Source organism: Pelomonas aquatica (assembly GCF_026712205.1).
Lineage (GTDB): Bacteria > Pseudomonadota > Gammaproteobacteria > Burkholderiales > Burkholderiaceae_C > Pelomonas > Pelomonas aquatica.
Genome location: NZ_JAPPUW010000034.1, coordinates 1 through 17,218, shown reverse-complemented (window position 1 = coordinate 17,218; position 17,218 = coordinate 1). Strand labels below are relative to the sequence as shown.

The window sequence follows — 17,218 nt, the reverse complement described above, 5'->3', positions numbered from 1 at the left end:
GCCTACTTCGCCTGGCTCAGCACGAAGTGGGTCAGCAGGCCCACCGGCCGGCCGGTCGCGCCCTTGGCGGCGCCGCCCTTCCAGGCCGTGCCGGCGATGTCGAGGTGGCCCCAGCGGTATTTGTCGGCGAAGCGCTGCAGGAACTTGGCCGCCGTGATGGAGCCGCCCGCGCGGCCGGCGATGTTGGCCACGTCGGCGAAGTTGCTCTTCAGGCCTTCGGCGTAGTCCTCGTCCAGCGGCATGCGCCAGCAGGGGTCCAGCGCCGCGTCGCCGGCAGCGCTCAGCGCGGCCGCCAGTTCGTCGTCGCTGGCGTACATGCCGGTGCGCACGCCGCCCAGCGCGATGACGCAGGCGCCGGTCAGCGTGGCCACGTCGACGACGACGGCCGGCTTGAAGCGCTCGGCATAGGTCAGCGCATCGCACAGGATCAGGCGGCCTTCGGCGTCGGTGTTCAGGATCTCGATGGTCTGGCCGGACATCGACGTGACGACGTCGCCCGGCTTGACGGCCTTGCCGCTGGGCATGTTCTCGCAGGCCGCGACGATCATGACGAGGTTGAGCTTGGGGCGGAGCTCGGCCACCGCGCGCAGCGTGCCGATGACGCTGGCCGCGCCGCCCATGTCGAACTTCATCTCGTCCATCTCGGCACCCGGCTTCAGCGAGATGCCGCCGGTGTCGAAGGTGATGCCCTTGCCGACCAGCACGACCGGCGCCACCGTCTTGGCCGCGCCTTCGTAGCGGGCGACGATGAAGCGCAGCGGCTCGTCCGAGCCCTGGGCCACGGCCAGGAAGCTGCCCATGCCCAGCTTCTCGACGGCCTTGCGGTCCAGCACCTCGACCTTCAGGCCGTGCGCCTTGCCCAGGCCCTGGACGACCTCGCCGAGGTGGGTCGGCGTCGCGTAGTTGGCCGGGCGGTTGGCGCATTCGCGGGCCAGCTCGATGCCGGCGGCGATGGCCTCGCCACGCGCCAGGCCGGCCTTGGCCGCCTTGGCATCGGCCTTGCCCACCAGCAGGGCCAGCCTGGCCAGCTTGGGCGCGGCCGGCGCGCTGGGCTTGGTGTGGCGGTAGAGGTAGACGGCATCCGTGCCGGCCAGCGCGGCCTGCTCGGCCAGGGCCTCGGCCAGCCCGGCGTCGAAGCCGGCAAAGGCCACCGCGGCGCTGACCGCGCCACGCGACTTGATCTGCGCCAGGCCGGCCGACAGCGCGGCGCGCGCGGCGGCCAGCGTGGTCTTGCCGCTGGCCGCGAGCACCAGGCGGGGCGCCTTGATGCCTTCGGCATGCGTCAGCGTCAGCGCCTGGCCGGCCTTCAGCGCGAAGTCGCCGAGCTTGATCGCGGTCTGCGCCTGCTTGGCAACGGCCGCGTCCAGACCCTTGGGCAGCGCCTCGCCGCCGAGCACGACGACCAGGGCATCGGCACCCACACCGGCGAGCCCATCGAGCTCAGTGGTTTGAATCTTGAAGTCCATAATGACCAGAAACTAATAAAGACCTGATGCTATTCGATTCATCGACGCGCTCAGAGCTGGCCAAGAGCTTCGGCGTCACGCTCGTCGTCATCCTGACCATCGTGCTCACGTCCACGCTGATCCGCACGCTGGGCCAGGCCGCCGGCGGCAATGTCGCGCCCCAGGATGTCGTGCTGCTGATGGGCTACGCGACCCTCTCCTACCTCGCGATCATGCTCATCCTGTCGCTCTTCATCGCCATCGTGCTGACGCTCGGGCGCTTCTACCGCGAGTCGGAGATGACGATCTGGTTCGCCAGCGGCGTCCCGCTGGCGCGTTTCGTGAGGCCGGTGCTGCGCATGGCCTCGCCGGTGCTGCTGGGCGTCATCGTGCTGATGTTGATCGTCTGGCCCTGGGGCAACCAGAACAGCGCCGAGCTGAGCGACCGCTACCAGAAGCGCGGCGACCTGTCGCGCGTGGCGCCGGGCCAGTTCCAGTCCTCGCGGGACGGCAGCCGCGTCTTCTTCATCGAGCGCGCCGGCGACGACGCGACGACGGGCCGCAACGTCTTCATCCTCGGCAGCCAGAACGAGCGCGAATCGGTGACGACCTCGGCCCGTGGCCGGCTGGAGATGGAGGGCGACGACCGCTTCCTCGTGCTGGACCACGGCCAGCGCAACGAGACCCAGCTCAAGACCGGCGACAAGAGCCTGGCCCGCTTCGATCAGTACAAGGTGCTGACCGACACCCAGGCGCTGGCCAATGCCAACCAGCTGCCGCCCAAGGCGATGGCGACGCTGGACCTGCTGCGCGCGCCGACGCCCAGGAACCTGGGCGAGCTGGCCTGGCGCCTGGGCATGATCCTCGGCGGCATCAACATGGCCCTGCTCGGCATCGGCCTGTCGGCCAGCAACCCGCGCCGCGCCAGCAACTGGAACCTGCTGTTCGCGCTGCTGGCCTTCATCGTCTACTTCAACCTCATCAATCTGTCCCAGGCCTGGGTGGCCAATTCCCGCATGACGCTGCCGCGCGCGCTGGTCATCCTGCACGGCAGCGCCCTCTTCCTGGCCCTGGGCGTCATCTGGCTGCGCGACAACGGCAACCGCTTCTGCCTGCGCCGGCGCGGGGCCAGGGAGGCCACGGCATGAAAACCGTCCGCCGCCTGCTCTACAAGGACATCGTCGGCTCGGTCGTCCTCGTCGCACTGGCCTTCCTGGCGCTGTTCTTCTTCATCGACTTCGTCGACGACCTCGAGCGCATGGCCCGCGTCGGCGCCGGCGGCGGCAAGGCCGCGCTGCTGGCCGCGATGGAGCTGCCCGGCCATTTCTACGAGCTCTTCCCCATCGCCGTGCTGATCGGCGCCATCGTCGCGCTGGCCCGCCTGGCCCAGAGCAGCGAGTTCACCATCCTGCGCACCGGCGGCCTCGGCCCGGCGCGCGCGCTGGGCCTGCTGGCCGGCCTGGCGGCGCTGTTCGCGGCACTGACCTTCTTCGTCGGCGACTACGTCGCACCGCGGTTCGAGCGCGAGGGCGACGACATGCGCGCCCGCTTCAGCCACGACGCCAACCCGGCGCGGCGCGGCGCCTGGCTGAAGGATCACCGCAAGGTCGACGGCCAGGAGCGCAGCTACTCGGTCCGCGTCGGCCGCGTCGGCAGCGGCGGCGAGCTGGAGGACGTGCGCATCTACGAGTTCGACGCCGAGGGCCGGCTGCTGTCGCGCACCGAGGCGGGCAAGGTCGATGTCGATGGCCAGGGCCTGTGGCGGCTGCAGGCCGTCCAGCGCACGGTCTGGAACCCCGGCGCGGCCGCGGCCGGCGGCACGGTCGGCGACGTCGTCGTCAGCGAGCAGCAGCTGGATCGGCTCGACTGGCAGAGCTCGCTGCATGCCGGCGTCATCGCGGCCGCGGTGCTGCCGGCTTCGTCGATGTCGACGCTGGAGCTGCTGCGCTACACCGAGCATCTGTCGTCCCAGGAGCAGTCCTCCCAGGCCTACAGCATCCAGTTCTGGCGCAAGGCCTTCTACCCGCTGGCCTGCTTCGTCATGGTGGCCCTGGCCCTGCCCTTCGCCTATCTGCACGGGCGTGCGGGCGGCATCAGCATCAAGGTCTTCGGCGGCATCATGCTGGGCATCAGCTTCGTGCTGCTGAACAACGTCGCGGGCCATCTGGGCCTGCTGAAGAACTGGACGCCCTGGCTCGTCGCGGCGACGCCCAGCCTGCTCTACCTCGGGCTGTCGATGGCGGCCTTCGCCTGGCTGGTGAGATACAGATGATGAAGCCCCCACGCTCACTTCGTTCACTGCCCCCCGAGGGGGCGCCAGTGTCCTTCGGGCGGCCGTGCGGACGCTGATGGACGGCCTGCTGCTCTTCGCCCACGGCGCCCGCGACGCGGCCTGGGCCCGGCCCTTCGAGGCCGTCGCCGAGCGCCTGCGCGCCGCGCGGCCCGGCACGCCGCTGGCGCTGGCCTACCTCGAATTCATGTCGCCCGGCATCGAGGAGGCCGCGGCCCGGCTCGCCGCGGCCGGCTGCACGCGCGTGCATGTGCTGCCCCTCTTCCTCGGCACCGGCGGCCATGTGCGGCGCGACGTGCCGCTGCTGCTGGACCGCCTGCGCGAACAGCATGGCGATGCCGTCGAGTGGCTGCTGCACGCACCGCTGGGCGAGCAGGAAACCGTGCTCCAGGCCATCAGCCAGGCCTGCCTGAACGTCCTCGACTAAGCGTCCTCGAATGAACCTGCACCAATTCCGCTTCGTCCAGGAAGCCGCCCGCCGCAACCTCAACCTGACCGAGACGGCCAAGGCGCTGTTCACGTCCCAGCCGGGCGTGTCCAAGGCCATCCTCGAGCTGGAGGAGGAGCTGGGCGTCGACATCTTCTCGCGCCACGGCAAGCGCCTGCGCCGCATCACCGAACCGGGCCAGCAGGTGTTGGCCTGCATCGAGATCATCCTGCGCGAGGTCGGCAACCTGAAGCGCATCGGCGAGGAGTATTCGCGCCAGGACAGCGGCACCTTCTCCATCGCCACGACGCACACCCAGGCCCGCTACGTGCTGCCCGCACCGGTGGCCCAGCTGCGCAAGAACCTGCCGCAGCTGCGCATCAGCCTGCACCAGGGCAGCCCGGACCAGGTCGCCAGGATGCTGCTGGACGAAAGCGCCGACCTCGGCCTGGCCACCGAGTCGCTGACCCAGTACCCGGAGCTCGTCACCCTGCCCTGCTACGAATGGCAGCACGTCATGGTCGTGCCGCGCGAGCACCCGCTGGCCACGGCCGAGCGCATCGGCCTGGAGCAGCTCGCCGGCGAGCCGCTGGTGTCCTACCACCCCAGCTTCACGGGCCGCACCCGCATCGACAAGGCCTTCGCGGCCCGCCACCTGACGCCCAACGTCGTGCTGGAGGCCATCGACTCCGACGTCATCAAGACCTATGTGCGCCTGGGCATGGGCGTGGGCATCGTGGCCGAGATGGCCATGCGCGAGGAGCCGGCCGGCAGCGAACTGGTGGCGCGGCCGTTGGGCACGCTGCTGGGCAGCAATGTCACGCGCATCGCCTTCAAGCGCGGCGCCTATCTGCGCAACTACGTCTACGCCTTCGCCGAGCTGCTGTCGGACCGCCTGAGCCGCAAGCTCATCGAGAGGGCGATGACCGGCAACGCAGACGACTTCGACCTGTAGGCGGCCGGCGTCAGCCGCCGCCGAACTGTGAGTCGAGCGGCAGCATCAGGTCCACGCCTTCGCTGCGCAGGCCGGCCTCGAACAGGTCGCGGGCGACGCTGTAGAGCGTCAGCAGGTCGCGGTAGGCCGGCAGCTCGAAACGCTGCACGCCCGGCCCGCCGCCCCTGGCGAGCAGGGCCTGCAGCATCTGCATCGCGGCGCCGGGTTCGGCCCAGGCCATCTGCAGATGGGCGATGACGCTGGGGCAGCCGTCCAGGCTGCGCCCGCGGGCGAGGCTCTGCGACCAGCCCGGCGCCGGCGAGCGGAAGCGCGGTTCGAACTGCCTCGCGAGTTCGGCGAAGGCTTCGGGCTCGCCACGCTGCTGGCAGAGCTCCATCAGCATCAGATAGGGCATGGCGCTGCCGGCGCCGCCCGTCATGCGGCCGGCCAGCAGCTCGGCCGCGGCCTCGTGCTGGCCGAGCAGCAGCAGGAAGTCGACCTGCTGCTGCAGGTCCAGCAGTTCGTCGGCCACGCTCAGCGCGGGCGCCGGCGGCGCCACGGCGGCCTGCGCCGGCATCGGCTGGGTCGCCAGCATGGCGGAATCGGCCGGCATCGCCGGCCCGGGCGCCACGATCTGCGCGGGCGGCCAGGCCATCGGCCGCGGCTGCGGGCGCGTGGCGGCGTGCTGGCCTTCGTCGGGCAGGCGGGCCGCGGTAGCCGCATCGACCGGCGGCGCCATGCCGGTGGCCTGGGCAGCTGCCGGCGGCGGGGCCGCGCCCTCGGCGGCGGCCTGCAGCGAGCGCCAGTGCGCGCTTTCGCGGCGGGCACGCTGGTCCAGCCAGCGGCTGCCGTAGAAGGCCGCCGAGCCGGCCAGCAGGCTCAACGCCAGCGTCATCAGCCAGGTCAGCGGGTCACGGTAGGCCGAGGCGTGCACGGGCGCCGCCAGCATGGGCGGCGGTGGCGCCACCGGCACCGAGGCCGGCTGCGCGGCGACCTGTGCCGCCAGGGCCTGGCGCGCCTCCAGCTCGGCGCGCAGCTGGGCGACGGTCTGTTCGAGCCGGCTGATCTGGGCCTCCAGCTCGGGCGTCGGCTCCGCCTCGGGCGCACTGGCGGGGGCCGGTGGCGCCACCTGGCTGGCCAGCACCTCGGGCCGCTCCAGCACCAGGCGCGGGCCGCTGGCCCGCATGCGGGCATGGGCACGGGCGTGGGCCGCGGGCTTGGGTCGCGGCGCGGCGGGCTGCACCTCGACCAGCGCGCGTGGCGCCGGCTCCACGGCAGCGGCCTGGGGCAGCGGCGCAGGCGGCAGTGCCGAGGCGCCGACGCCGCCCGGCGGGTCGACGAAGACGTTGAACTCGCGCGTGAGCCGCACCGGGCAGCCCAGGGCCAGCGTGATGCGCAAGGCCGGTTCGTCGATGCGCACGATGCTCTGCAGCCGGATGCTGCGCTGCCCGGGCTCACCCTCGATGCGCAGCTGCAGCAGTCCGGCCGGCACGCGCGCGTCGCCGGCCGTGACCTCGGCGCGCAGGCAGCCGTCGCTCAGCGGCTCGCCGTCGGCCAGTGTCACCGGGATGCTGGCATCGAGGGGCCTGCCGAGGGCGGACAGGACTTGCGGCCGGCCCAGCCCCAGAGCCTCGGCGCCATGAGGCGCCAGGCCGAGCAGCAGTGCCAAGGCGGGGGTGAGAGCACCCAGCAAGGTCGGGCGCAGGGCCGTGAGGGGCATTGACTGCGGGCGGCTAGCGATGCGGTTGAATGAAGGATGGAACAGCGCGGATCACTCTAGCATGGGGTCACCCACCGGCCGGCCCCTCCGCAGCGGCACAATGCCCCGCCAGACATGAACTCACTCAGCCTCACCCCCGCCGAACGCCAGCAGGTCGATCAGGGCGCCTGGTTCTCCAGGTTGTCCGAGGGCCTGCGCGGCGACATCCTGCAGCGCGCCTTCGTGCGCCGCCTCGCCGACGACACCATGCTGTCGCACCGCGGCGAGCCCGCCGAGGAATGGTGCGGCGTCGCCAAGGGCGCCGTGCGCGTCAGCTCGGTGTCGCTGGCCGGCAAGCAGATCTCGCTGACCTATGTCGAGCCCGGCACCTGGTTCGGCGACATCGCGCTGTTCGACGGCCTGCCCCGCACCCACGATGCCTATGCCCACGGCGACACGACGCTGCTGTGCGTGCGCAAGGCCGACTTCCGCGCGCTGCTGCAGGCCCATTCCGAGCTCTACGACGCGCTGCTGCGGCTGAACTGCCGCCGCCTGCGGCTGATGTTCGACATGATCGAGGACCTCAACACCCGGCCGCTGGCGGCGCGCCTGGCCAAGCAGGTGCTGCTGCTGGCGCGCTCCTACGGGGTGCAGGAAGGCCAAGGTGATGAGGCCGTGACCCGCATCGGCCTGCAGCTCGCGCAGGAAGACCTGGCCCAGTTGCTCGGCGCCTCGCGCCAGCGCGTGAACCAGGAGCTCAAGGCCTTCGAGCGCGAAGGCGCCGTGCGCGTGGAACCCACGCGGCTGGTGGTGCTCAGCCGCGACAAATTGCTGGCGGCAGCGTCGCGCTGAGGACACGCCGGCCGGCAGCCTGCTCGCAGAATGGAAAGTTCGCGCCCCACAAAACCGACCTCCATGGAAGCATTCACCGGCACCCGTCCCCTCGCCCAGGCCCTGGACACCGCGGCCCTCGAAGCCTGGCTCGGCGCCCACGTCGACGGCTTCGCCGGCCCGCTCGCCATCGAGCAGTTCAAGGGCGGCCAGTCCAACCCCACCTATCTGCTGAAGACGCCGGGCGCCCAGTACGTGATGCGCAGCAAGCCGGCGCCGGTGGCCAGGCTGCTGCCGTCGGCCCATGCGATCGAGCGCGAGTTCCAGGTCATGAGCGCGCTGGCCGGAACCGACGTGCCCGTGCCGGCGATGCGCGCGCTGTGCGAGGACGAAGCCGTCATCGGCCGCGCCTTCTACGTCATGGAGTTCATGCCCGGCCGCGTGTTGTGGGACCAGAGCCTGCCCGGCCTGGGCAATGCCGAACGCGCCGCCCACTACGACGAGATGAACCGCGTCATCGCGGCCCTGCACCAGGTCGACTTCAAGGCCGCCGGCCTGGAGGCCTACGGCAAGCCGGGCAACTACTTCGAGCGCCAGATCGGCCGCTGGAGCAAGCAATACCTGGCCTCGGTCACCGAGCCCAACCCGGCGATGGATGCGCTGCTGGCCTGGCTGCCGGCCCACATCCCGGCGTCGGCGCGCGACGAGAACGAAGTGTCCATCGTGCACGGCGACTACCGCATGGACAACGTCGTCTTCCACCCCACCGAGCCGCGCATCATCGCGGTGCTGGACTGGGAGCTGTCGACGCTGGGCCACCCGCTGGCCGACTTCAGCTACCACTGCATGAGCTGGCACATCCAGACCTCGGGCGCCGCACGCGGCCTGGGCGGCGTCAACCTCGCCGAGCTGGGCATCCCGAGCGAGCGCGACTATGTGCAGCGCTACTGCGAGCGCACCGGCCGCGCCGACGTGAACGCCGTCATGGCCGACTGGAACTTCTACCTGGCCTACAACATGTTCCGCATCGCGGCCATCGTACAGGGCATCGCCAAGCGCGTCGTCGACGGCACGGCGTCCAGCGCCCAGGCCAGGGAAACCGCCAAGAGCGCCTGGCCGCTGGCCGAACTGGCCTGGAGCTTCGCGCAGAAGGCCTGAGCCGCCTCCGCGCTGTCATGCGGCGGCCCTAAGCTCGGGCCACCATGCCAGACACCCCCACCCGCCGCCGCCTGCTGCGCAACCTGGCCGCCACCGGCGGCACGGCCCTGCTCGGCTCCCACATCTCCAGCGTGCTCGCTCAAGGGCTGGCGCCGGCCATCGTGACGGCCGACCGGCTGCGGCCCCAGCTGCCCGGCGGCGTCATGAGCGGCGACGTGACCCGCCAGGGCGGCATCGTCTGGAGCCGCACGGACCGGCCCGCGCGCATGCTCGTCGACGTGGCGACCGATGCCGGCTTCAAGAACGCGCGCCGCGTCATCGGGCCCGCGGCCTTCGAGGGCAATGGCTTCACGGCGCGGGTCGACCTGAGCGGGCTGCCGGCCGGAGCGGAGGTGTTCTACCGCGTCAGCTTCCAGGACCTGGTGCACGAGTCCGCGCTCAGCGAGCCCGTCGTGGGCCGCTTCTGCACGGCCGCGGCGAAGGCGGACCGGCCGGTCTGCTTCGTCTTCTCGGGCGACGAGGCCGGCCAGGGCTGGGGCATCAACGAGCGCTTCGGCGGCTACCGGCTCTACGAGGCGATGCGGCGCGAGTCGCCCGACTTCTTCATCCATTCGGGCGACCAGATCTATGCCGACGGCCCCATCCAGGCCGAGGTCAAGCTGGCCGACGGCTCGCTGTGGACCAACCTCGTCACCGAGGCCAAGTCGCACGTCGCGCAGACCCTGGACGACTACCGCGGCGCCTTCGCCTACAACCAGCTCGACGCCCACAAGCGCCGCTTCGCCGCCGAGGTGCCCTTCCTCGTGCAGTGGGACGACCACGAGGTGCGCAACAACTGGTACCCGGGCCAGACCATCGGCCCCGAGGACAAGCGCTACGAAGACCGTGCCGCCTCGCTGCTGGCCGTGCGCGCCCGCCAGGCCATGTTCGAGTTCAACCCCTTCCGGCTCAATCCGCTGGACCCCGAGCAGGTCTACCGCGGCTTTCGCTTCGGCCCGCTGCTGGACGTGTTCATGCTGGACGAGCGCAGCTACCGCGGCCGCAACTCGCCCAACCGGCAGGCCGTGCTCGACGCCGACTCCGCCTTCCTCGGCGCCGCGCAGACGGCCTGGCTCAAGCAGGCGCTGAAGGCCTCGAAGGCCACGTGGAAGGTCATCGCCAGCGACATGCCGATCTCGCTGGTCGTGCCCGACCTCAACCCCGACGTCCCCAAGGGCACCTACGAGGCCTGGGCCAATGGCGACAACGGCGCGCCCTCGGGCCGCGAGCTGGAGCTGGCCGACATCCTGCGCTTCATCAAGCGGCACGACATCCGCAACGTGGTCTGGGTGACGGCCGACGTGCACTACGCCCAGGCCACCCACTACCACCCCTCGCGCGCGAAGTTCACCGACTTCAAGCCCTTCTGGGAATTCGTCGGCGGCCCCATCAACGCCGGCACCTTCGGCCCCAACGAACTGGACACGACCTTCGGCCCCGACGTGCGCTATGTCAGCGTGCCGCCGGACAACCCGCAGAACAACCCGCCGACGGCATTGCAGCAATACTACGGCCGCGCGAGGATCGACCCGAAGACCAAGGCCATGGCCGTGTCGCTGCACGACCTCGACGGCAGGCAGCTCTGGAGCGTGAAGCTGGAACCGGAGGCCTAGAGCCTGCCAACACGACGGCAGTAGGTCGCTGCCGTCGTGTTAGCAGGCCCTAGGTATCGCCGGGCCGCGTCGTGTGCGTCCAGGCAATGGACGTCGTCGTCGGCCAGGCGCCGGCCTCCGACAGCCGCCCGTTGACCCGCCGGGCCGCGCGCGCCGCGGTTTCCAGCAGGCGCAGCAAGGCCTGCAGCCTGGGCTGGTCGGCCTCGGCCATCTCGGTGCGCAGATAGAGGTTGCCGCGCATGCACATCAGCACGAAGGGATGGCCCTCGGGCAGCAGGTCCTGGCTGGCCTGCGCCAGGGCCTCGCCCAGTTCGCCGTCGATCCAGTCGCCCGTCAGCTCCTTGGTCACGCCGACCAGGCCGTAGCGCTGGCGCACGATCTGCGAGCTGGCGTGGTTGAACTTGGGGAACATCACCAGCCAGCGCATCTCCTCGGGCGTGTCGGTGTCGACCCGGGTCTTGAGCGTGTCGGTATAGGCCTCGAACACGGCGCGCTCGAGGTCATCCATCAGCGTGCGGCACAGCACCATCAGCTGCAGGTCTGGGTGCAGGCCCATCTCGCAGCGCATGCGCAGCTCGGTGCCGGGCAGATAGCTGCGCTGGGACACGCCCCATTCGATGCGCAGCGGACCGGGCAGGGCCTTGGGCTGCTCGATGAGGAAGCCCAGGCCGTCGCGCGCCTGCGTGAACTCGGCATTGCGCGACGCGGCCCATTCCATGATCGGGCGCCAGCGCGCTGCGTTGGCCCGCGTCACGAGCCAGTGCTTGACTTGCTTTACCACCATGAGTCGTGAGAAGTCTGAGAATGGGGCCGCCGGCTAGGCTGACCTAGGGCGCACCGAATGGAGGCGACGATGATCGAAGTGTATTCATGGCCCACCCCCAACGGGCACAAGGTGCACATCATGCTTGAGGAGTGCGGCCTCGCGTACCGGGTGCATCCCGTGGACATCGGCGCCGGCGACCAGTTCGCGCCCGCCTTCCTGGCGATCAGCCCCAACAACAAGATCCCGGCGCTGACCGATTCCGACGGCCCCGACGGCCGGCCCATCTCGCTGTTCGAGAGCGGCGCCATCCTGCTCTACCTGGCCGGCAAGACGGCCAAGCTGCTGCCCGCCGACGTGCGCGGCAAATACGAGGTGCTGCAGTGGCTGATGTTCCAGATGGGCGGCGTCGGCCCCCTGCTCGGCCAGGCCCATCACTTCCGCATCTACGCGCCCGACAAGCTGCCCTACGCCATCGAGCGCTACACCAACGAAGCGAAGCGGCTCTACGGCGTCATCAACAAGCGCCTGGCCCATTCCACCTACATCGGTGGGCCGGAGTACAGCATTGCCGACATCGCCGTCTTCCCCTGGCTGCGCTCGTGGAAGAACCAGGGCGTCGAGATGAGCGACTACCCGCACCTGAAGGGCTGGTTCGACGAGATCGCCAGGCGCCCGGCCGTGCAGCGCGGCCTGGAGGTGCTGGCCGGCCTGCGCAGGCCGCTGACGGACGACAGGGCACGCGAGGCGCTGTTCGGCAAGCGGCAGGTCGAACAGCGCTGAACGCCGGCGGAACCCGTTCATGGCCTGACGCGCGGCGCCCGCAGGCCATGCTGGCCGTCGGTGGAATCTTCAGGCGAGCGAATGCTTGCGCAGCGGCAGGTCGCGGATGCGCTTGCCCGTCGTCGCGAAGATCGCGTTCAGCACGGCCGGCGCCGCCATCGGGACTGCGGGGAGGCTCAGCCGTCCAGCAGCCCGGCCTCGCGCAGCACCGCGTTGAAGGCCGCGGGCGCCTCCAGCGCCGGCAGATGGGCTACGCCCTGCATGGGCCAGCAGCGCACGCCCGGGATGCGCGCGGCTATCTGCCGGCAGCGCTCCACGAGATGGGGCAGGTCCAGCTCGCCCCAGACCAGGCGCACCGGCCCCGGCAGCGCCTCCAGCCGCGGCCAGGCCGGCGGCGCGTCGACCAGCCCGCCGGCCGGCGGCGAGCGCAGCGCGATGCCGTTCATGGCCAGGAAGAGCTCGCGCGCCGCGCCGCCGACGCGGCCTTCGGGCCGGGCCGGGCCGTCCAGCCAGAGCCGGGCCTCGAGGCGGTTCATGTCGTCGAGCCGGCCGGCCGCTTCGGCTGCGTCGATGGCATCGGCCAGGGCCTGCACCTGGGCGTTGAGCACGGGCTCGGGCGCACCGGTCACGGCCGGCGCGACCAGCGTCAACCCGGCAACGCGCCCGGGCTGGGCCAGCGCGAAGTCGATGGCCAGCCGCCCGCCCTGCGAGCAGCCGACCAGCTCCACGCGCGGAAGCGCCAGCGCGTCCAGCACGGCCAGCAGGTCGGCCACCATCGCATGCGGCGTGGCGGCCTCGATGCGCGTCTGGCCGAAGCCGCGGCGGTCCATGCGCAGCGCCGAACGCCGCCCGGCCGCGGCGGCCATCGCGCCATCCCACAGCCGGCCGTCGGTGACGCCGGCATGCAGCAAGACCAGCGGCGCGCGGCCGTCGTCGTGGGGGCGGTAGTCGACGGCCAGCTCGGCGCCGTCGACGGGAATCCAATGGGAGATCTGCATGGCTTGTCTCACTGAGGTTCGGCGATACGGTAGCCCACGCCCGGCTCGGTCAGCAGCACGCAGGGCTCGGCCGGCTCGGCCTCCAGCTTGGCGCGCAGCTGGGCCATGTAGAGGCGCAGGTAATGGGTCTGCTCGGTCGCGTCCGCCCCCCAGACGTCGGCCAGCAGGCGGCGGTGGGTGATGACCTGGCCGGCCTGGCGCACCAGGCGGGCCAGCAGCTTGAACTCGGTCGGCGTCAGGCGCACATCGGCGCCGTCGCGCCTGACGCGATGGGCGGTCAGGTCCACCTCCAGGCCGGCGCGGCGGTAGAGCGTGATGGCTGGCTGGGCCACGGTGCCGCGGTGGCGCAGCGCGACGCGCAGCCGCGCCAGCAGCTCGCCGATGCCGAAGGGCTTGACGAGGTAGTCGTCGGCGCCGGCATCGAGCAGGCGAATCTTCTGGCCTTCCACCTGGCGGGCCGAGATGACGATCAGCGGCGTGGAGCGCTCGCGGCGCAGCGCCTGCAGCAGCTCCTCGCCATCGCCGTCGGGCAGGCCGAGGTCCAGCAGCACGGCGTCGAGGTTGCCGGCATGGGCGAGCTGGGCCATCGCATCGGCCAGGCTGGCCGCGGTCAGCACCTCGTAGCCTTCGACGGCCAGCGCCTCGCGCAGCGTCACGCGCAGCTCGCGGTCGTCCTCGACGAGGAGCAGCCTCACACGGACTCCCGCCGGGCCGTCCCAAGGGAGGCCGAGCCCCCTCGGGGGGCAGTGAACGCAGTGAGCGTGGGGGCTGTCATGCACCAGCCTCCGGCAGTTCGGGCGCAGCGCGCAGCGGCAGCCGGAACTCGAAGCTGCAACCGCCATGGCCGCGCGGGCGCAGGCTCAAGGACCCCTCGTGAACCTCGGCAATCGCGCGGCAGACGGCCAGGCCGACGCCCGCACCGGGCGGGCGCTGCGCAAAGCCGGCCAGGTCGCCACGCTGGAAGGCGTCGAACACGCGCTCGCGCCAGGCCGGCTCGATGCCGGGGCCGCGGTCGCGCACGGCCAGCAGCACCGCGTCGCCCGCGCGGCGCACGACCAGCTCGACGGCGGCTTCGCGCGGGCTGTACTTCAGGGCGTTGTCCACGAGGTTGTCCAGCAGCTGAGACATCAGGGCCGCATCACACCACAACAGCGGCAGGCCGCCGGCCACGCGCGCCTTCACGCGCTCGCCGTCGGGGCGGCGGCGCACGCGGCGCAGCGCCGCGCCGACGAGCTCCTCGGCGGATTCCCAGTCGCAGCGCAGCGTCACGCCCGGCGCGCCCAGGCGCGCGAGCTGCAGCGTGTTGTCGGTCAGCCGCACGAGGCGGGCGGTCTCGTCGACGATGCGGGCGGCCAGCTCCTGGCGCTGGGCGGCATTCAGCCGCTCGCCCTGGGTCTGCAGCGCCGAGGCCGAGCCCATGATGGTGGCCAGCGGCGTGCGGTAGTCGTGCGAGATGGCGGCCAGCAGCGCGTTGCGCGTGGACTGCAGGTCGGCGAGCTCGCCGGCGCGGCGCGCCTCGTCCTGCACGCGGCGGCGCTGCAGGGCCAGGCCCATCTGGTCGCACAGGGCCTGGGCATGGGCGAGGTGGTCGGGCGACAGGGCCTGGGTGCCCAGGCCGCGCAGCGTGACGGCGCCCAGCGCCACGTCGCGACCGCGCAGCGGCAGATAGAGGTCGGGCTCGCCCGCATGGTGGGTCGTGCCGGGGCCGAGCGCGCGGCCGCTGTCGGCACAGAGCTGCAGGCCGGCGAGCGCATTGGCATCGGGCTCGCCGAGGACGACGTCCTGCGCGCCGGACGCCGGTCGCAGCAGCGCGGCGACCGGTCGGCCGGCCAGGCCGGACAGGTCCCGCAGCAGCTCGTGGGCATGGGCCTCGGGCCGGTCGGCGTCGCGCATCAGGTCGCCGAACTCGCGCAGCGCGCGCTCCAGCCGGACGGCCCGCTGCGCGGCGCGCAGGCCCTCCCAGGCCCGGCGCAACTTCCAGCCCACCCAGGCCAGGGCCATCAGCGAGCCGGTGGCGATCCAGGGCAGGAACTGGACGAGGGGGCGAGGCAGCAGCATGAAGCCGCGCAGTTTAGGTGGCGGCCACCTCCACGGGCGCGGGTTCCGGCCTGGCCAGGCGGTCCTTCACGAGGCCGGCCAGCAGCACGTCGACCAAGGTGCCGCCCTGCCCTGCGCTGTGACCACCGCCTACCAGCACCTCGGGCACCAGTTGCACGCCCGCGCCCGCCAGCGCCTGCGCCACCTGCACGATGGCGTAGTTGCCCGACTCCATCGAGTCGATCTTCTGGCGGATGACCTCGGCCTCGGCCTCGCCGATGGCGAGCGTCCGGCCGGCCTCGGCCTGGCCGGTCACGCGCGTGACCTCGGCATCGGCCTCGGCCGTGATCTTCTTGGAGCGCGCCGCGCCGTCGGCCGTCTTCACGGCCGCCTGGGCGCTGAACTCGGCGATGGCCACCTTGCGCTCGGCGTCCACGACCTGGGCCTGGGTGCGGGCCAGTGCGGTGGCCTGCTCCAGCTGCTGGCGCACGCCCTGGGCTTCCATCTGCGTCGTGAACGTGACCTTCTCCTGCTCGGCCAGCTTGCGGTCGGTCAGCGTCTTCATCAGCTCGGCCGGCGGCACGATGTCGCCGATCAGCGTCTCGACGGCGCCCACGTCGTAGGCCTTCAGCGCCAGCGCGATGGCGGCCTTGGCCTCGGCCTGGCGCTCGCTGCGCTTCTTCAGGAAGTCGATGACGTCGGAGTTCTGCGCGGCGTTGCGGAAGTAGTTGCCGATGGTGGGCTCCAGCACCTGCGTGACGAGGGCCTCCATGCTGCCGAAGCGGGCGATGACCTTGGGCGCGTCGTTGCGCGGGATGTGGATGATCTGGCTCACGTCGAGGTTGAAGGTGAAGCCGTCGGCCGAGCGCACGGTGATGGTGGACAGGTTGGCATCCAGCCTGTGGGCCTCGGTCTTGCCCGTGGCCCAGTTCAGCACGACGTTGGCCGTGGGCACGACGCGCACCTTGTGGGTGTAGGTGTTGATGGCGTACTTGCCGGGGTCGAGCACGTCCACCCACACGCCCTTCTCGCCCTTGCGGACCATGTTGGCGTGGCGGAAGCCCTCGCCCGTCACGTCCACGCCGGCGCGGCCGACGAAGGCCACGACGACGCCGACGGACGCGATGGGCACCTCGGTCATGTCGATGATCTCGACGGTGGCGAACATCGGGTTGATGAAGTAGCGGCCGGCCAGCAGCACCTGCTCCTGCAGGCCCTTGGTGCCGCCGACGTTGACGAAGGCCTGCGGCTCCTGGAACAGGTTGTGGCCGGGCACCTCGGGGCCGGCGATCTCGCCGGTGGTCAGCGGCGCGCCTTCGCGGGTGGTCACGATGCCGACCTTGTTGTCGGGAACGTCGGTCACCTGCACCTGCGCGACGCGGAACAGCCCGGGGTTGATGCGGTACTTGCCCTGGGGGATGACGCTCATCTGCGGGCCGCGCTCGCCGCCGCCGTCCATGAAGGCACGGGCGTCCTGGAAGCTGTCGCAGGCGACGGCGCGGCCGATCACGCGGCCTCCGGACAGCGGGTGGCCGTCGCGGGCCTCGACGATGCCGATCTTGCCGGGCTCGATGACGGTCATGCGCTCCAGGCGCACGGTGAACAGCAGCGTGTTGATGCGCCATGCGCCCGGCGGCACGACGGTCATCTGCAGGCCGCGCTCGCCGGCGGCCAGGAAGGCGCGGGCGTCCTGGAAGTGGTCGCAGTCGACATGGCGGGCCAGCACGCGGCCATCCGGCAGCGGCAGGCCGTCGCAGGCCTCGACGATGCCGATGGCGTCGTCCGGCACGACGGTGAACTTGACGAGCTCGACCCGGTATTGCCACGGCCACAGGCCGAGGTGCAGGCCGGGGGCCAGCGTGTCGGCCTGCAAGCCGGCCTCGCCGTAGAGGGCCAGGATGCGGCCGGGCGGCAGTTCCTTGTGGCGGCCGAACAGCACGAACTTCTTCGTCACCGTGCCGATGGAGTCGTCGGGCACGATGACGAAGCCGAACAGGCGCAGCGTGCGCCTGTGGAAGACCAGGGCGAGCAACACGACGGCGGCCAGCAGGGCCAGCCACGGGTTGGCGAACAGGGTGAACTGAATCGCACCGGCATTCGTGGAGGCCAGTTGGTGTGAGTCAGACCGCAGCGGCCTGACGTTGGGCGAGTTGCCGGTAGTAGTTTGCCTCGGCCTCGGAGGGCGGGATGTAGCCGATGGG

The 17,218-nt window shown here is 71.4% G+C and carries 15 protein-coding genes; 8 read left to right on the top strand and 7 right to left on the bottom strand.

Annotation, left to right across the window (positions count from 1 at the left end):
- Positions 1-2 precede the first annotated feature (2 nt).
- Positions 3-1,466, bottom strand: a complete 1,464-nt coding sequence (locus NYP07_RS22790) for a leucyl aminopeptidase (protein WP_268154296.1) — start codon at positions 1,464-1,466, stop codon at positions 3-5.
- Positions 1,467-1,492: 26 nt separating this feature from the next.
- Here NYP07_RS22790 and lptF point away from each other — a divergent pair, with 26 nt between their 5' ends.
- The 4 genes from lptF (at position 1,493) to NYP07_RS22770 (ending at position 5,117) form a co-directional block, all read left to right on the top strand.
- On the top strand, positions 1,493-2,593 hold the full coding sequence (gene lptF / locus NYP07_RS22785) for an LPS export ABC transporter permease LptF (RefSeq protein WP_268154294.1): 1,101 nt from the start codon (positions 1,493-1,495) through the stop codon (positions 2,591-2,593).
- A complete protein-coding gene (gene lptG / locus NYP07_RS22780; RefSeq protein WP_268154292.1) occupies positions 2,590-3,717 on the top strand; it encodes an LPS export ABC transporter permease LptG in 1,128 nt (375 codons plus the stop codon). The genes lptF and lptG overlap by 4 nt, the downstream gene beginning before the upstream one ends.
- A 76-nt stretch (positions 3,718-3,793) precedes the next feature.
- Complete coding sequence (locus NYP07_RS22775; protein ID WP_268154290.1) at positions 3,794-4,162, top strand: sirohydrochlorin chelatase; 369 nt, start codon at positions 3,794-3,796, stop codon at positions 4,160-4,162.
- Between the two features lie 10 nt (positions 4,163-4,172).
- Positions 4,173-5,117, top strand: a complete 945-nt coding sequence (locus NYP07_RS22770) for a CysB family HTH-type transcriptional regulator (RefSeq protein ID WP_268154288.1) — start codon at positions 4,173-4,175, stop codon at positions 5,115-5,117.
- A gap of 10 nt (positions 5,118-5,127) precedes the next feature.
- On the opposite strand, the gene NYP07_RS22765 is transcribed toward NYP07_RS22770, so the two are convergent.
- Positions 5,128-6,765 (bottom strand): type IV pilus assembly protein FimV, encoded by a 1,638-nt coding sequence (locus NYP07_RS22765; protein WP_268154286.1) that lies wholly within the window; start codon positions 6,763-6,765, stop codon positions 5,128-5,130.
- 165 nt (positions 6,766-6,930) lie between these two features.
- Here NYP07_RS22765 and NYP07_RS22760 point away from each other — a divergent pair, with 165 nt between their 5' ends.
- The 3 genes from NYP07_RS22760 to NYP07_RS22750 all read left to right on the top strand — a co-directional run bounded on the left by NYP07_RS22760 (position 6,931) and on the right by NYP07_RS22750 (position 10,436).
- On the top strand, positions 6,931-7,647 hold the full coding sequence (locus tag NYP07_RS22760; protein WP_268154284.1) for a Crp/Fnr family transcriptional regulator: 717 nt from the start codon (positions 6,931-6,933) through the stop codon (positions 7,645-7,647).
- A 63-nt stretch (positions 7,648-7,710) separates the two neighbouring features.
- The gene (locus tag NYP07_RS22755) at positions 7,711-8,784 is read left to right on the top strand and encodes a phosphotransferase (RefSeq protein ID WP_268154282.1); all 1,074 of its coding nucleotides are present in this window, start codon (positions 7,711-7,713) and stop codon (positions 8,782-8,784) included.
- A 44-nt stretch (positions 8,785-8,828) separates the two neighbouring features.
- Positions 8,829-10,436: an alkaline phosphatase D family protein gene (locus NYP07_RS22750; RefSeq protein WP_268154280.1), complete on the top strand. Its 1,608-nt coding sequence runs from the start codon at positions 8,829-8,831 to the stop codon at positions 10,434-10,436.
- Positions 10,437-10,485: 49 nt separating this feature from the next.
- On the opposite strand, the gene NYP07_RS22745 is transcribed toward NYP07_RS22750, so the two are convergent.
- The gene (locus NYP07_RS22745) at positions 10,486-11,220 is read right to left on the bottom strand and encodes a hypothetical protein (protein ID WP_268154278.1); all 735 of its coding nucleotides are present in this window, start codon (positions 11,218-11,220) and stop codon (positions 10,486-10,488) included.
- A gap of 69 nt (positions 11,221-11,289) precedes the next feature.
- Between NYP07_RS22745 and NYP07_RS22740 the strand changes: the two genes are divergently transcribed.
- A complete protein-coding gene (locus NYP07_RS22740; RefSeq protein WP_268154276.1) occupies positions 11,290-11,982 on the top strand; it encodes a glutathione S-transferase C-terminal domain-containing protein in 693 nt (230 codons plus the stop codon).
- Positions 11,983-12,158: 176 nt separating this feature from the next.
- Here NYP07_RS22740 and NYP07_RS22735 read toward each other — a convergent pair whose 3' ends face one another.
- From NYP07_RS22735 to NYP07_RS22720, 4 genes are all read right to left on the bottom strand, one after another.
- Positions 12,159-12,980 carry an alpha/beta fold hydrolase gene (locus NYP07_RS22735; RefSeq protein ID WP_268154274.1) on the bottom strand — a complete coding sequence of 274 codons (822 nt, stop codon included), beginning with the start codon at positions 12,978-12,980 and terminating at the stop codon, positions 12,159-12,161.
- 8 nt (positions 12,981-12,988) lie between these two features.
- Positions 12,989-13,675, bottom strand: coding sequence for a response regulator (locus NYP07_RS22730; RefSeq protein WP_268154272.1), 687 nt, complete (start codon positions 13,673-13,675; stop codon positions 12,989-12,991).
- A gap of 76 nt (positions 13,676-13,751) precedes the next feature.
- Positions 13,752-15,038 carry a sensor histidine kinase gene (locus NYP07_RS22725; protein WP_268154270.1) on the bottom strand — a complete coding sequence of 429 codons (1,287 nt, stop codon included), beginning with the start codon at positions 15,036-15,038 and terminating at the stop codon, positions 13,752-13,754.
- Positions 15,039-15,051: 13 nt separating this feature from the next.
- Positions 15,052-17,052 (bottom strand): SPFH domain-containing protein, encoded by a 2,001-nt coding sequence (locus NYP07_RS22720; protein WP_268154268.1) that lies wholly within the window; start codon positions 17,050-17,052, stop codon positions 15,052-15,054.
- Between the last annotated feature and the right edge of the window lie 166 nt (positions 17,053-17,218).